The sequence below is a fragment of the Bradyrhizobium sp. 604_D8_N2_3 genome (genome assembly GCF_051810765.1).
Taxonomy (GTDB): domain Bacteria; phylum Pseudomonadota; class Alphaproteobacteria; order Rhizobiales; family Xanthobacteraceae; genus Bradyrhizobium; species Bradyrhizobium barranii.
The window spans coordinates 3,556,789-3,571,172 of record NZ_JBPWPM010000001.1 but is presented as its reverse complement, the minus strand read 5'-3'; the positions used below and the strand labels follow the sequence as shown (position 1 = coordinate 3,571,172).

Here is a 14,384-nt window from a genome sequence, read left to right as displayed (position 1 = left end):
TTTTTCGAGATCATCTCCCCAAGGGTCAAACCGTCCGCTCCCGAGCGATCGGCGTATCGGTTGCAATTTCTGCGCGGCGGTGATGGACGACCAGGCGGGACTTGCGAAAAGAGCGCGGCCCCGGCGGGGGCATTGGGGATTCGCAGGGCCGGGGCCGCAACGCTGCGCCGAAGTGGGCTCCGTCGACGCAACATCATCGTAGTCCTCGAGAAGCAATTGTTCATTCTGAATTCGTGATCATAGAGATCAACGTCGGGGTACCCATCAATGATGATTGAGCCCTCCTAGAATAGCCGCTTGCTATGCGCGCCCCTGCGATGCGAAATCTCGACCGTGATGCGGGGGGCTCGCTGCAGTCATCGGAATGTTCGCGTTGTCCGGAGACATCCATGCCGCGGTATTTCTTTCATATCCACGACGGTCATTCAGTGCTCGACGATGTCGGACTTGATCTCCCCGACATTTCCGCGGCACGGACTACTGCGATCGAACTGAGCGGCGAGATCCTCAAGCACGACGTGATGGACCCACTCCTGCATTACATTTCCTGGCAGGTGGAAGTCAGCGACAGCCCCGAGCTTGGCGGCCGGTCGCTGTTCGTTCTTCAGTTCTCCATCGAGGGATAAGAGACCGAAAACGCAGCTCTGCCGGCGCTTGCGCAATCTGAAGGTGCAATAGTCGCTCGGCTGGGCTTCGGCGAAATGCCCGCATATCGCACTGCAAACAGTGCGATATGATGTCTTAGCGCTCCCCGGGCACCGGATCCGATCCAGCATGCGCCGGTTTGTCCTGCGCCGAATTGGCGCGGTCATCCTGCGAGATGGCGAGGGCAGCAAGCGCAGTGCGATTGCCGATTTCAAGCTTCTGGAAAATGTTGTGGAGGTGAACCTTGATGGTGCCATCCGCAATGTTGAGCCGGCGGCCGATTTCCTTGTTGGACAGGCCACGAGAGACCAGGCGCATGATCTGCCGCTCGCGCTCGGTGAGCACCGCGAGCGCACTTTCCGGATTCGGACTCTGCTCGCGAGGCGCGGCCTGATCGGTGGGTGATAACGGAACAACGGTCTGGCCGTTGGCAATGTCTCGCAAGCCTTGCACCACGGCTTGGCCTGTCATCTCCTTGAGAAGGACACTGTACCCGGCGGGGGCGCCCGCCAACACAAGATCATAGTCCTCGCTGGGCGCGAAGAACACAAACCGCGTTGGTCGGCTGTCCGAATGGCTGAGCGAATTGTTCATCAGCGCGGTCAGCTCCGGCATTGCCGCATCCATGATCGCTATGTCGGGCGCAAGCGTCAAAATTGCCTGGATGCAACTCGCAGCATCGCCGCAGGATGCAACGACCTCAAAATCGGATTCTGAACCGAGAACACTTGCGAGACCCTGCAAAACCATTGGGTGTCGGTCTGCAATCACTACAGTCGCACGACGCATCGGGCGCTCCCTAACCTGCCGCCCCCAAAATTCCCGCGATTGAAGCTACAGGCCCCCGCCCTTGCCGCTCCAACATCAATTGATCACCAACAAATAAACTTCGAGCAATTCCCTAAAGTATCATTTGGCGTAGCGGACCCATGAGGCAAATAACCGCACGAGTCTGTGATCGCAATATACATCAAGTTCGCCGGATCAAAGGGCCGTATGAACCCGGTGGTCTCGGCTCACAACCGCTGGAGAGCGGTCTTGCCACTTGGCAAGTTCGAAAGCATCGCGATGGAGCAAGGCTTTCGCGAACGGATTCACCCGCTCAGGGCGAACATTCAAAGGTTGAATCAGTATTCTCTTTCGCCCCCAAGTCAATCTCCGACGACCATTCACCAACAGCTTGGGGACCCATCGGCCTATAACGAAAGGTATATAGGCAAAATCGAAAGATCGAATCTAACCTTCAGCAATTATTAACTAAACGGCGCCCGACTTCTGTAAATCAGAAAAAACGGGCTATGCAATGCTTTGTTCCTTTTCCTGCGTGTTTTTCATTCAAGTTGTGTCATTGCGTTGGTTGCGGAGGGTAAGATGAGGAGGCGGCAATCCTGCAAAGTTGTTTTGATCGGACGAAACATTTTGCTGCGAGAGGGAATTTCTCAAATACTGCATGCGGCAGATTTTCAAATTGCGGTGTCGGCCTCGAGCACCGATGAAATTACAAGCACACTCCAGGCACATCAGCAGCTCCTGTTTGTGATTATCCACAGCACCGGCGAATTCGATGCAGCCATGAAGCACATCGGATTTGTAAGAGAGAACTATCCGGATGCGCGCGTAGCGATCGTTTCGGACCACTACCGGCCGGATGAGTTGATCGCGGCCTACAAGGCCGGCGCCAGCGGCTATTTCGTCGACGTCAATTCATGCGACGCTTTCATCAAGTCCATCGAACTCGTGACGATGGGCGAGACGGTGTTTCCACCGGCTTTCCTGTCATTCGTGCTCGATAGCGGTTTCGATCGCGAGCCTCAGCTTCAGCCAGTGATCGAAGAGCGATCAAATCTCCTCGTTGCGGCCGAAGAACGGATAGCACCTCATCTGTCACCGCGAGAGCGGGCGATTCTCTCCTATCTGATCGAGGGCAATTCCAACAAGTGCATTGCGCGAAAGATCGATATTGCCGAGGCGACCGTGAAGGTTCACGTCAAGGCGATCCTGCGCAAGATACGGGTCCAGAACAGGACGCAGGCCGCAATTTGGGGAATGAACAACGGGTCACTGGTGCGGGTCTCGAATGGTCACGCGCTGCCGTTGTCAATCGATCGGGAACCTACGCTCAGCCTCGTGTCAAGCGACCGCGGACGTCACGAAATCGGCGCCGCAGAGCCGGACTAGCCTGGCGGATCGGCCTGACGCCCATCAAGCCCTCAACAAATGCCGGGCGGCGCCTATACGCGCCGCCCAGCTAACCGCGCCGGACTGATCTATCGATCGAGAGGATCAGAACCTGCCCGTGGAGCGGCAACATTTCGTGGGGCGTCTCCTGCATTCAAATGATGCGCGCTGGGACCGAGCGGCTAGAACGCATCGTCGAACCAATAGTCCTGGTCCCCGCAGGAGCCTGGTGACCGGCAAGCATCGAACCTTGTATCGATCGCTTGCCCACCCGGATGATCCGAGCCCCCTGCTTGCCATGGAGCAAGATACGGATGTCTCCGCCCCTCTACACGCGAATTGGCCTGGCCGGCGCCGTGGCCGTCGTGCTTGCATTGGCGGGCATCGCCGCCGCACAGACGCTTGCAAAGACCAAGCTGACTACTGCCAGCAGCATGAACTTGCCCGATTATCTCGTTCCGGTCACCGATCCCGACACCGGCGCCACGATCGTCCGGATAACAACCCCGGGGCCCTTGGGCGCTGGCCTGGCCTGCCAACGAGCCTATTGCACCCACCGATATTCGAGCGCGCAGGCCTGGAACGCAGACCAGACTCTGCTTCTGATCGCCAACGGTTGTAACGGGCTCTGCTTTCTGGACGGACGGACATACGTTCCGCTGTTCCGCCGGCAGCGTGAAGACGAGTGCGAATGGCACCCGCGCGATCCCGAGCGCATGATATGCGTGATCGGGCGCAAGATCTCGCTCTGGACGCCGCGAACCAATGCCGAAGAGATCATGCTGATGGCCGAGGGCTATCGCGGCCTTCAGTTCGGACCGGGCAAGGGCAATCCCTCTCAGGATGGCCGGCGCATCGCCGTGCGGGGCACGCGCGCCGACGGCGTCGTCGTCGCATTCGCGTTTGACCTCGTGAGCCGACAGAAGTTTCCGGATATCGAGGTGGGGAAACTGCCCGGGCGAGACGGCGTTTGCGAGATATCTGCCCTGGGCAGCTACATCAGATGCAGCCGCTGGGTCGACGGAAAGGATGAGGCATTCATCTATACCGTCGCAGGCGATCTGGTGCAGAGCTGGACCGAACATCATCGTCCGAGTCATGGCGACATGGCCGTGGACACAGACGGACGCGAGATATACGTCGGAATCAGCAAAGCTGATCCCGACATATACCAGGTGATCAAGCGCCGGCTGGATGACGGCGTGGTTACCGCCCTTGCTCCGCGTGGAGAGGCCTCGCATGCGTCCACGCGCGCGATCCACTGGCCCGGCTGGGTAATTCTAAGCTATGGCGGCGATCCAGCCGAGATCGCCCAGCTACCAAAGTTTGCGCCCTTCGCTCGGGAAGTCATTGCTCTGCGAATTGACGGCAGTGGCGAATTCCGACGCATTGCGTACACACGCAACGTCCCGCATGACTACTGGAGCGAGACTCACGGCTCGCCGTCGCCTGACGGTTCCCAGGTGATCTGGTCGAGCAATTGGGGGGTAGCGGGCGGCCCCGTGTTCGACTTCGTAACACGTCTCGATGCCCCCGATCGGACCAGCGCCTTGTCCCGATAATGATCGGCGGCGGCTCCGTCAGGCGTGACCCACACGAGCTAATGAGCCCGCTGCCGATGTGCGCGCTCGCGCCCGGATCGCCTTGTTGGCTGCCTTGATAACCGAGGGACGCAGGATCTGGAGCGCATCCCGGATCGTCGCCCCCCAGGACTGGTGGCGAAATCTTCCGCGCAATCTTGCAACCCGCAATGCACGCACGACCGTCTCAGGATCCGGAAGCCCTCGCTTGTCCTCGACCAGGCTCCAGGTCAGATTCTTGAGATCAAGGGTCTCCTCATCGATCTGAGAGAACGATTTGGAAGCGGTAATGTTCGCGTGGTCCGTCATATCGTAGAAGATCAGGCCGTCGTCGATCGCCACCATGTCGCCATGACAGGCGAGGTCGACGAAGAACAGCTGGTCCACTCCCCACCGGATCGACTTGTAGTTTCGCATCAGACAACCCGCCTGGATGACCTCGCTGTTGATCAGCAGGGTCGACGGAACAATTCCCAGCACCCGGGTCTTGCCGACCAAATAGAGATCCGTCAGGCACTGCTGGCTCGAATACAGCGTGACCTGCCCTCCCCGACGGTATTTTATGCCTTCATCCTGAACGAGATGAGATGTGGAGGTCATGAACGCAGCGGCGGGATACGTCCTCGCCAATTCCGCAAAGGTCTCGAGCGATCCCGGCACCAGCCAGTCGTCGTCATGCAACACTTTGATCCAATGACCGCGGCATGCGAGCATTGCGCTGTTCGTATTCTCAACCTGGCCCCGTCCCCGGTGGTTCTGGACAATTCGAATACGGGAATCGCTCCGAGCGTATTCAGACAGAATGCTCCAACTGACGCCTTTGGGACCTTCGTCGTCGCTGATCACCATTTCCCAGTCGGCGTAGTTCTGCTGCAGCACGCTTTCAATCGTACGGCGTATCATATCCGGTCGACGGAAGGTTGGTATGGCCACCGAAATCATGGGGCGGGCGTCCGGATCTCGAATGCCCTCCGACCCGTCGTGCTGCAACAGGTTCATCGCTTTTCCCTCAAGCTCAGTTCATGTCATTCAAGCAGTCGACCCTGACGAACCCGCGATCCGCTCCGCAGAAAACCGACCTCATCGCGTTGCACCGTGTCCTTCTTGACAAGCAGTGAACGTCAAGACCGACCGAATTACACACGACGAACGCTAGGTAGCGGCATGGGACTGGTCATCCTTCATTCGCATGACGATGATCATCCCCAGACGCGAGGTCTCGAAGCGGTCAGCTAGGTCGGCAAGATCACGGCGGGACCGGGAGATCCAGAATCGAACGATCGATACCATCATGCAAATGAAGGATGGCCGGGCGCTCCGGTCAGCCTAGGCTCTGCCGAGCAGCTAACCGCTAGAGATGGGTGGCCCCTTGCACAAATTGCATCAACTGCTCGCTCGAATTCAAGAGGAGCCCGACAAGGCTCGATTCCTGCTATCGCGCGGACTGTGGGTGAGCGGACTGTGCCGCTTTATCACCTTCGGCTTTCCTGCCGGATACAGAATGCGTTTCTATCCCAGCTCCATGTCCGCAGGACTCTGGCGCAACCGGAACCTTCGCGCCGAAGACGCCGACTTCGTCGGATCTTACCTGCAGCCCGGAGAAACCTTCGTCGATGTCGGCGCAAATGTCGGACAGTTGAGCCTCGCGGCCGCTATGCGCGTTGCCCGGTCCGGACGAGTCATCGCTATCGAAGCACATCCGCGCATCTGCAAATACCTGCTGGGCAACATTCGCCTGAACGGATTGACCGTCGAGGTCCACAACACGGCGATCGGCAGCACGGAAGGCGAGCTCGTCTTCACGGACTTTCGGAGTGACGACATGAACTTCGCATGCGCTACTCCTCCGGCCGGCATCGCGGCGCTCCGAGTTCCAGTACGAACGCTCGATTCGATCGTCGGAAATCGGGCGATCGATCTCCTGAAGGTCGATGTCGAAGGGTTCGAAGTCGATCTTCTCAAGGGCGCCGCCCAGACCATTTCCAATTGCCGATGTCTGTACATAGAGGATTCTGAGCTCAACCTTCGGCGGGCCGGCACCTCGCGTGCGGAGCTGTATGACCGACTGACCGATCACGGGTTTGAGCTCTTCCATCTCAGGGCGGGACGACTGGAGCCGGCGTCTCCTGACGTACCCGGACCGGACGACGATAACCTTATCGCCGTCAGACCATCCGCCTTGTCGGATTTGCTCGCGCGGACCGGCCTTCGGCTTGCACAGCTCACGTCCCCATCGCCTGTAGATCGGCGTCTCCCGTCGGCGCGGCTTGCGTGAGCATCCATCATCCGCCCACAAGCCACGCGCATCACAGCTGGGTTCCGGCCCCACGATCGGGCTCCATGCGTCGTCTATTCCGCAAGCACGAGCTGTTCATGCAAACTCTCCTTCGATTCCGCGACACTTCAGTCAGCGTCATGCGAACGAATGATGGCGCGCACCCCTCTCCATCCTACGATCGAATCGAAATAGATCGCACCGTCGTCGCGACGATCTTGCCGTTTTTGAAATGAATTCTGGACCGAGGAAGTTCTTCATGGCCGCGAAACCGGCGACCGGTCCGACGCGGACAAGGGCTCTTGTTCGTGCAGCGGCGGGCGTCTCCGCCCTCGCACTCACCGGACAGCTCATGCTCGTAGCGGCCATTCCCATCCTTACCCGGCTCTATTCGCCGGAGGATTTTGGAATATTCACGATCTATCTCTCAATCGTAAACATCGTCGGCGCGATAGCCGGACTTCGCTTCAGCACGTCTCTGTATGTGGTTGAGGACAGAGCTCACGCGCTGGTCGCGCTCAAGCTCACGCTCGTGGCGGTCTGCTTTACGACCTCTGTTGTGCTAACCGCGGGATACCTGCTGTCGGACGTGGTGCCAGCACGACTGCAACATCTTACCTACCTCGTACCCATCGGGATGGCTGCGGTCGGCGTTGCCGACGCAATGAACTGCTGGTGCTTGCGCTTCAATCATATGCGTGACTTCGGCATGGGCCGCCTGATCCTGCCGGCGTCGATGGCAGTGCTCCAGGTGAGCTTCGGCCTCGCGCACCTCGGGGACGGCGCAATGATCCAAGCCCACATCCTGAGCCAGGCTGTGTTGATCGCATTTCTCTGCGTCCGGCTCCTGAAATGGGAGGACATCCGCCGCATCGCGCAAGCCCCGTGGGGTTCGGTCGCGGCGACGGCGCGGCGAGAGTACAAATTTCCCCTGTTCGAGCTGCCCTCGGCCCTTGCGGGATTCGCGATCATCAATCTCCCCGCAATCTTCATAGGCTCGCTATTCGGTACCGCATTCGCGGGGCATTTTGGCGTCGCCGCCCGTCTCGTGACCGGTCCGGTCACCCTGATCGCCTTGCCGCTCAGCAATGTCTTCGTCGCCGAGGCCAGCAAAGACTTCGACCGTCATCATCTGCTCGGCACCGCATGCGGACTGTTGGTCGTTGCGGCCGGCCTGATCGTTCTGCCGGTGCTCGGCCTTGGATTTATCTCCCCCTACGTCGTCGTTCCGCTGCTCGGAGAATCCTGGATACCTACGGGTCAGATCATGGGCGCCCTGGCGCTCATGTGCGCCGCACAAGCCTTGTCGACGCCCATTCAGGAAGTTCCGACTCTTTTTCGTCGTCAGGAACTGCGTCTGCTGGTTGATCTGGTGCGGGCCGTGTTTGTATTTGGCCCACTTCTCATCGGTGCTCACCTCGGCCTCGACCCGTTGCAGGTGATCTACATGATGGCCGCCGGAGGAGCTACCGGCTACGCCCTGGGAATTATCGTGGCGCTGTTTCTCTTGAATGGGCCTGGCGGCGCGCGGACGTCGGGCGCACCGATCAATGGGCCTGTGTGACCCAGAGGGTCGAAAGAGCATGCCCCGAACTTCGCGTCCGCTCGAGGAGGCGGCACATGGACGACAGACGCGCTGGAGCAAAAATAACCAATTTCCTGGGCGCGACCATGTGCTTCATGCAAATGAATGATGAGAGGATTTTCAACGTCTTCATACTCCAATTTTGGAGCTCGGTCAGTCGGTTGCATGCCAATGAAGCTACGGCCATTGATTGATACAGGCGAGGATTTGGCTTCTCCGCCCTCGTGCATTGTGGCGGCGGCGCCGCCCGTGCTTTTCCTACTGCCCGGCTCTCTTGGTTATGGAGCCAGCCTCGCCGCCCTGACAGCCTCAATCCGCGAAATTGCACATGTCGTTCCGATCCGCTACCCGGATCTCGGCAAGATATTGCAGGGTCAGGACAGCGTTTGCGATATGGCTGCTGCTGCCGTGGAGCAGATCAATCGCATCCAGCCGCGCGGCCACATCAGACTTCTCGGTCATTCCCTCGGTGGGGCGGTCGCCTTCGAGGTCGCGACGCGAATGTTTGCCGCCGGCCGCTCGGTGAAGTTCTTCGGAATTCTCGACACCAGCCTCATGGGCGAGCGCAGTTCTGCATGGGAGACGTTGACCCGCACGATCCGTCGAATCCGCAACAACCGGGTCACCGCGCCCCGGATGGTCTGCCGGGCCCTCGCCAAGGCAACCGTTGCGATCGGCCATGAAGCTAACCTGGCCCGGATGCTCGATCGCCGCGCGAAGGGGCAGTTCGATCTCACGTCGTTCAGGCTCAAGCAGGAATTGCAGGAAGTCTTGCGCGCGAAGGCCTACTTCCGCTGGTTGGCGGAGCCGAAATCGATGCTGCCGTTCTCCGCCGTTCTGTTCCGATGCCAGCGAAAGAAGATGCCGCAAACTCTGGGATGGGATCGTGCGTTTGCCCAGATCGATGTCGTCCCAAGCGCAGGCACTCACACCGATCTGGTCATGCCGCCCTACCTCGCGATGAACTTGCACCTCGTCCAGAAGGCGCTGTCGCAAACCTACTCACCGGCCGAGTTTCCCCAGAGAGAGGCGGATTGTTCAAGTGACCTTGCAAGCAGCACACAGCCAAACCGAACCCGCGTTCAGTAAAGACGCCCTGGTCCTGGATGCGCCATCCGAGGTCGCGCGCATCGTCGCGTTCTTGCGCGACCGTGTCCTTGGCGTGCTTGGCCGACGCGGAGCCATCGTCGGGCTTTCCGGCGGCATCGACAGCTCGGTGGTCGCAGCGCTCTGTGCGCGCGCATTTGGAAATACGAAGGTCCTTGGTCTGCTGATGCCCGAGCGCGATTCGTCTTCCGATTCGCTGAGGCTCGGCCGGGCCGTCGCCACGCAACTGCGCCTCACGACGGTCGTCGAAGACATCGCACCGGCGCTCGAAGCATTGGGCGCGTACCGCCGGCAGCGAGAGGCAATCCAAGCCGTCGTACCCGAGTACGGAACCGACTGGAAATGTAAGCTGGTGCTCGGCTCGGGCTCGGAGAGCGCCGGTATCAACATCACTCGTCTGACCGTACAGGACCCGGACGGCGAAACCTCCACCGTGCGTCTTCCGCCCGAGGTCTACCTGCAGATCGTTGCCGCAACCAACTACAAGCAACGGGTCCGCAAGATGACCGAGTACTATCACGCGGACCGTCTGAAATATGCCGTGATAGGTACGCCAAACCGGCTCGAGCACGATCAAGGCTTCTTCGTGAAGCAGGGTGACGGGGATGCGGACGTCATGCCGATTGCGCATCTCTACAAGAGCCAGGTCTACCAACTGGCCGAATACCTTGGCATCGACGACGAGATCAGGCGACGGCCGCCGACGTCCGACACATTCTCGCTGCCGCAGAGCCAGGAGGAGTTCTATTTCGCTGCCCCGTATCGATTGACTGACGTTTGCATGTACGCGGTCAACCACGGCATTTCCGCCGACAACGTGGCCGAGGCCGTAGGTCTGGCCACAGCGCAGGTGCAGAAGGTCTTCAAGGACATCACTTCCAAGCGTCGGGCGACGCGCTACCTTCACAGCCCGCCTCTACTCGTTGATGCGGTAATCGAGGACTAGACGGCATGTGCGGCATCGCCGGCATCGTGGCGCTGAGTGCGAACGCTCCGAGTCCTTCGCGGAGAGCGCTGTTGCGGATGGCCGGGGCGCTTGCACATCGCGGGCCAGACGAGCGAGGCCTCTACCGGGACCAACGCGCGGGCCTGGCGCACGCCCGGCTCTCGATCATCGACATAGCGGGCGGACAACAGCCTCTCTCCGATCCCGGCGGGCCCGCCTGGATCGTGTTCAACGGCGAGATCTTCAACTATGTCGAGCTGCGCGAGCAGCTGATCTCGCTCGGCCATCGCTTCCGCACCCGCAGCGACACGGAGGTCGTGATTCAGGCCTATCGCGCCTGGGGCGAGGCAGCATTCGAACGGATGAACGGGCAATGGGCCCTTGCCATCTGGGACGCCTCCGCCGGCCGCCTCGTCTTGTCCCGTGACCGGACCGGAATCTGTCCGCTCCATATCTGCAACCATCAAGGCCAACTCTACTTCGCCAGTGAGATCAAGGCCATCTTCGCGGCAGATCCGGCAATCCCTCGGGCATTCGATCCAGCAGGCATCGACCAGACCTTTACCTTCTGGAGTAGCGTGCCGCCGCAAAGCGTGTTTCAGGGGATCACGGAAATTGAACCGGGACACGTCCGCAGTTACGTGCGCGGCGCGGTCCGGGACCGCGCATTCTGGACTCCGTGCTATGCGACCCGGTCCGACGAGCATCGCATTTCGTCCGCCGGCTGCAATGACGATGTGATCGATGCCGTGCGTGGCGCATTGGAGGCGGCTACGGCGCTCCGAATGGTGCGGTCCGACGTCCCCGTGGGGAGCTATCTCTCCGGTGGCCTCGACAGTTCGCTTGTTGCGGCATTGGGGAGCCGGTTTGCGGGCAGGCGCTTCCAGACGTTTTCCGTGCGCTTTTCCGACGCTGAGTATGACGAGACCTCCTATCAGCGCCTAATGGCACGCACGATTGCGAGCGAGCACCACGAGCTCATGGTCTCGCGGCAGGATATCGCCGAAGTATTTCCCAAGGTCATCTACCACACTGAGCGGCCAATCCTGCGGACCGCCCCTGCACCGCTGTTCCTGCTCTCGAAGCTCGTACGCGAGCGCGGCATCAAGGTCGTGCTGACCGGCGAAGGCGCAGATGAAATGTTCGCCGGCTACGATGTGTTTCGCGAAGGCAAGATCCGCCGCTTCTGGGGCCGCCAGCCGGCCTCAACCCGGCGCGCCGCCCTCCTGAGCCGGCTCTATCCTTACATCTCGCGATCGCCGGTCCACATGCAGGCCATCGCGCTAAAGTTCTTCGGACACGGCATTTCTGCCCCGGATGCGCCCGGCTTCGCTCATTCTCCGCGTTGGCGCAGCACGAGCGCGATCAAGCGCCTGTTCTCCGCAGACATGCGCGCTGCGACTTCGCAAGCCGACCCGGTGACCGAATTGCTCGATCGTCTGCCGCCGGATTTTTCCCGCTGGACGCCGCTCGCACAAGATCAGTACCTCGAGACCAAGACGCTCCTGGCTGGCTACCTGCTCTCCTCCCAGGGAGACCGGATGCTGATGGCGCACTCGGTCGAGGGACGCTTTCCATTCCTTGACGACGACGTCGTCGAGCTCGCGAACTCCCTTCCCGACGCCTGCAAACTTCGCATTCTCGACGAGAAACACGTCCTTAAGCGTGTCACGCAGTCGCAGGCTCCACCAGAGATCGTCGCACGCAAGAAGCAGCCCTACCGGACCCCCAATGCGCTCTGCTTCGTCGACAGGGATGCCCCCCCTTATGTCGACGAAGCGCTTTCAAGCGCAAGCGTCCGCGCCGCCAACATCTTCGACCCGGTGGCGGTCGAACGGTTGCGCACCAAGTGCCAAGCTCATGCGCACGCCGGCGGTGGCGACCTGTCCAATTTCGACAACATGGCGCTCGTCGGCATCTTGTCCACTCAGCTCCTGTTCCAGCAATTCGTCGCGGACCGGCCGGAAGCACCGCATCGCCTCGAGCTCAGTGTGGACGTCGACCGCCAGGACGTACCGGGAGTTTACGCATGATCAACAATCCCGTGCCGCTCCTGCACGATTACCTGATCAACTCGGCCCATCAAAACGGCGCGAAGGTCGCGCTCGTATGCGACGGTCATCGGGTCACGTACGACCAGCTCGAGGCGTGGTCAAATGCGGTCGCGCACCACCTGGTCGAGGCCGGCGTCGAGCACGGCGATCGTGTGATGATCTTTGCCGACAACACCGTCGAGGCAGCCGTCAGTTTCTGGGCCGTCCTCAAGGCCAACGCGATCGTATGCCTCATCAATCCTCTCACGAAACCCGACAAGCTCGGCTATCTCCTCAACGACTGCCAGCCGAGTGCGCTCATTACGCAAACGCGCCTCTATGCGACGTTCCGCGAACCTGCACGACATTGCCCGTCCTTGCGCCGCGTGATCGTGTCCGGCCCTATCGACGACGCCGATTTGAACGCACTGCCGCATGCCGTGCGATGGAACACTGTAACGGCCACCGAGCACGACGCCGCACCCGCGCGCCGCTGCATCGATATCGATCTCGCCGCCATTGTCTACACCTCGGGCTCGGCCGGCGAGCCCAAGGGGGTGATGCTGACGCACCGGAACATGATGACGGCGTGTACGTCGGTTTCGTCGTATCTGGACGTCCGTGACGATGAGGTGATCCTCAACGCTCTGCCACTCGCCTTCGACTACGGCCTGTATCAGATGATCATGGCCGTACGCGCCGGGGCGCGCCTTGTTCTCGAGCGCTCGTTTGCTTTCCCCGCCGAGACGCTCCGGCGTGTTGCGGAAGAGAGAGTGACGGGTTTTCCCGGCGTGCCGACGATGTTCTCGACTCTGCTGCAGCTTGAGTCGTTGAAGAGTTACGATCTATCCAGCATTCGCTACGTGACAAGCACCGGTGCCGCACTGCCGGTCCGGCACCTGGTGCAGCTGAGACACACGTTCCCCGGCGCCCGCATCTACTCCATGTACGGTCTTACCGAATGCAAACGCTGCACCTACCTCCCGCCGGAGGATCTCGATCGGAAGCCGTCGAGCGTAGGAATTGCCATCCCAAATACCGAAATGTGGATCGTCGACGAGCGTGATCAACGGGTCGGCGCCGGCGTCGCCGGCCAGCTGGTGATCCGCGGTGCGACCGTCATGAAGGGCTATTGGCGAAAGCCCGAAGCTACTGCGAAAAAACTCAAGCCCGGACCGCTTCCCGGCGAGCAGGTGCTTTACACCGGCGACTACTGTCAGATGGACGCCGACGGATATCTGTACTTCGTCAGCCGGAGCGACGAGGTCATCAAATCACGCGGCGAGAAGGTCGCGCCCAAGGAGGTGGAGAGCGCTTTGCTGGACATTCCCGGCATAAGGGAAGCGGCAGTCGTCGGCGTTCCCGACGATCTGCTCGGTCACGCGATCAAGGCATTCGTGGTCATCGACCAGGTGCGGCCGATCGACGCCAAGCAGATCCAGCGGGAGTGTCACAAGCGCCTCGAGAGTTTCATGGTCCCCAAGTACGTCGTTATCGTGCCGGAACTGGCGCGCACGGATACGGGCAAGATCAACAAGAGAGAGCTCATCACAGGATAGCTTGTGGACGACCAATCGACGCACCCGCTTTCATATGGAGCACCAACGCAATGACACTGGTCTTGGCACCCGACCGCTGCAAGGAGCAAATCCGCGCTTTTCTGACATCGAATTTCTACATCAGCGACATCGCGGCGCTGAACGACGACGCTTCCCTGCTCGACCAGGGGATCATCGATTCGACCGGAGTGCTCGAGGTGGTCGGGTTCATCGAGACGACCTTCGGCATCGCCGTCGACGACAATGAGATCCTGCCCGAAAATCTCGATTCAATTCGGGGCATGGCACGTTACATCGCCAGCAAGGTTAACTTGGCCGCCGATACCTGACCGACCGGCACGTTCGGCAAGCGGAGGAAACGAGCTGTCCTGTGACTCGATCGCGGCTTGGCGCCCCGGGGCTTCACCCGGCCGCCGAGTGCGGCGTTTTTTTGCCCTTCGCGAAGCCTTCCGCATGAGGCCCTTGGTCAAGGCGAA

At 60.3% G+C, this 14,384-nt stretch carries 13 protein-coding genes; 11 read left to right on the top strand and 2 right to left on the bottom strand.

What is annotated here, in order from left to right:
- The first annotated feature begins 389 nt into the window (after nucleotides 1-389).
- Nucleotides 390-626 carry a DUF6894 family protein gene (locus AB7245_RS16830; RefSeq protein WP_028147263.1) on the top strand — a complete coding sequence of 79 codons (237 nt, stop codon included), beginning with the start codon at nucleotides 390-392 and terminating at the stop codon, nucleotides 624-626.
- 115 nt (nucleotides 627-741) lie between these two features.
- Here the strand turns inward: AB7245_RS16830 and AB7245_RS16825 are convergent, their stop codons facing one another.
- Complete coding sequence (locus tag AB7245_RS16825) at nucleotides 742-1,434, bottom strand: LuxR C-terminal-related transcriptional regulator (protein WP_075019340.1); 693 nt, start codon at nucleotides 1,432-1,434, stop codon at nucleotides 742-744.
- A gap of 582 nt (nucleotides 1,435-2,016) precedes the next feature.
- Between AB7245_RS16825 and AB7245_RS16820 the strand changes: the two genes are divergently transcribed.
- Nucleotides 2,017-2,823, top strand: coding sequence for a LuxR C-terminal-related transcriptional regulator (locus AB7245_RS16820; protein WP_085401020.1), 807 nt, complete (start codon nucleotides 2,017-2,019; stop codon nucleotides 2,821-2,823).
- A gap of 314 nt (nucleotides 2,824-3,137) precedes the next feature.
- On the top strand, nucleotides 3,138-4,385 hold the full coding sequence (locus AB7245_RS16815) for a hypothetical protein (protein ID WP_085401018.1): 1,248 nt from the start codon (nucleotides 3,138-3,140) through the stop codon (nucleotides 4,383-4,385).
- An 18-nt stretch (nucleotides 4,386-4,403) separates the two neighbouring features.
- Here AB7245_RS16815 and AB7245_RS16810 read toward each other — a convergent pair whose 3' ends face one another.
- Nucleotides 4,404-5,402 (bottom strand): glycosyltransferase family 2 protein, encoded by a 999-nt coding sequence (locus AB7245_RS16810; protein WP_085401016.1) that lies wholly within the window; start codon nucleotides 5,400-5,402, stop codon nucleotides 4,404-4,406.
- A 370-nt stretch (nucleotides 5,403-5,772) separates the two neighbouring features.
- Here AB7245_RS16810 and AB7245_RS16805 point away from each other — a divergent pair, with 370 nt between their 5' ends.
- The 8 genes from AB7245_RS16805 to AB7245_RS16770 all read left to right on the top strand — a co-directional run bounded on the left by AB7245_RS16805 (nucleotide 5,773) and on the right by AB7245_RS16770 (nucleotide 14,237).
- Entirely contained in the window at nucleotides 5,773-6,678 is a 906-nt protein-coding gene (locus tag AB7245_RS16805; RefSeq protein ID WP_231144508.1) for an FkbM family methyltransferase, read from the top strand.
- A gap of 259 nt (nucleotides 6,679-6,937) precedes the next feature.
- A complete protein-coding gene (locus tag AB7245_RS16800) occupies nucleotides 6,938-8,242 on the top strand; it encodes a lipopolysaccharide biosynthesis protein (protein WP_063986520.1) in 1,305 nt (434 codons plus the stop codon).
- A gap of 56 nt (nucleotides 8,243-8,298) precedes the next feature.
- Nucleotides 8,299-8,457, top strand: coding sequence for a hypothetical protein (locus AB7245_RS16795; protein WP_223153622.1), 159 nt, complete (start codon nucleotides 8,299-8,301; stop codon nucleotides 8,455-8,457).
- Nucleotides 8,450-9,352: a thioesterase domain-containing protein gene (locus tag AB7245_RS16790; RefSeq protein ID WP_223153623.1), complete on the top strand. Its 903-nt coding sequence runs from the start codon at nucleotides 8,450-8,452 to the stop codon at nucleotides 9,350-9,352. The genes AB7245_RS16795 and AB7245_RS16790 overlap by 8 nt, the downstream gene beginning before the upstream one ends.
- Nucleotides 9,306-10,316, top strand: coding sequence for an NAD(+) synthase (gene nadE, locus AB7245_RS16785; RefSeq protein WP_071915348.1), 1,011 nt, complete (start codon nucleotides 9,306-9,308; stop codon nucleotides 10,314-10,316). Before AB7245_RS16790 ends, nadE begins: the two co-directional genes overlap by 47 nt.
- A gap of 5 nt (nucleotides 10,317-10,321) precedes the next feature.
- Complete coding sequence (asnB, locus tag AB7245_RS16780; protein ID WP_085401015.1) at nucleotides 10,322-12,349, top strand: asparagine synthase (glutamine-hydrolyzing); 2,028 nt, start codon at nucleotides 10,322-10,324, stop codon at nucleotides 12,347-12,349.
- On the top strand, nucleotides 12,346-13,908 hold the full coding sequence (locus tag AB7245_RS16775) for a class I adenylate-forming enzyme family protein (protein WP_439034442.1): 1,563 nt from the start codon (nucleotides 12,346-12,348) through the stop codon (nucleotides 13,906-13,908). The genes asnB and AB7245_RS16775 overlap by 4 nt, the downstream gene beginning before the upstream one ends.
- Before the next feature lie 50 nt (nucleotides 13,909-13,958).
- Nucleotides 13,959-14,237 carry an acyl carrier protein gene (locus AB7245_RS16770; RefSeq protein ID WP_014496395.1) on the top strand — a complete coding sequence of 93 codons (279 nt, stop codon included), beginning with the start codon at nucleotides 13,959-13,961 and terminating at the stop codon, nucleotides 14,235-14,237.
- Nucleotides 14,238-14,384 lie beyond the last annotated feature (147 nt).

What these genes read in the sequence shown, in the direction of transcription:
- AB7245_RS16830 (WP_028147263.1), top strand. Translation starts at nt 390, where the DNA reads ATGCCGCGGTATTTCTTTCATATCCACGACGGTCATTCAGTGCTCGAC.
- AB7245_RS16825 (WP_075019340.1), bottom strand. Translation starts at nt 1,434, where the DNA reads ATGCGTCGTGCGACTGTAGTGATTGCAGACCGACACCCAATGGTTTTG.
- AB7245_RS16820 (WP_085401020.1), top strand. Translation starts at nt 2,017, where the DNA reads ATGAGGAGGCGGCAATCCTGCAAAGTTGTTTTGATCGGACGAAACATT.
- AB7245_RS16815 (WP_085401018.1), top strand. Translation starts at nt 3,138, where the DNA reads ATGTCTCCGCCCCTCTACACGCGAATTGGCCTGGCCGGCGCCGTGGCC.
- AB7245_RS16810 (WP_085401016.1), bottom strand. Translation starts at nt 5,402, where the DNA reads ATGAACCTGTTGCAGCACGACGGGTCGGAGGGCATTCGAGATCCGGAC.
- AB7245_RS16800 (WP_063986520.1), top strand. Translation starts at nt 6,938, where the DNA reads ATGGCCGCGAAACCGGCGACCGGTCCGACGCGGACAAGGGCTCTTGTT.
- AB7245_RS16795 (WP_223153622.1), top strand. Translation starts at nt 8,299, where the DNA reads ATGGACGACAGACGCGCTGGAGCAAAAATAACCAATTTCCTGGGCGCG.
- asnB (WP_085401015.1), top strand. Translation starts at nt 10,322, where the DNA reads ATGTGCGGCATCGCCGGCATCGTGGCGCTGAGTGCGAACGCTCCGAGT.
- AB7245_RS16775 (WP_439034442.1), top strand. Translation starts at nt 12,346, where the DNA reads ATGATCAACAATCCCGTGCCGCTCCTGCACGATTACCTGATCAACTCG.
- AB7245_RS16770 (WP_014496395.1), top strand. Translation starts at nt 13,959, where the DNA reads ATGACACTGGTCTTGGCACCCGACCGCTGCAAGGAGCAAATCCGCGCT.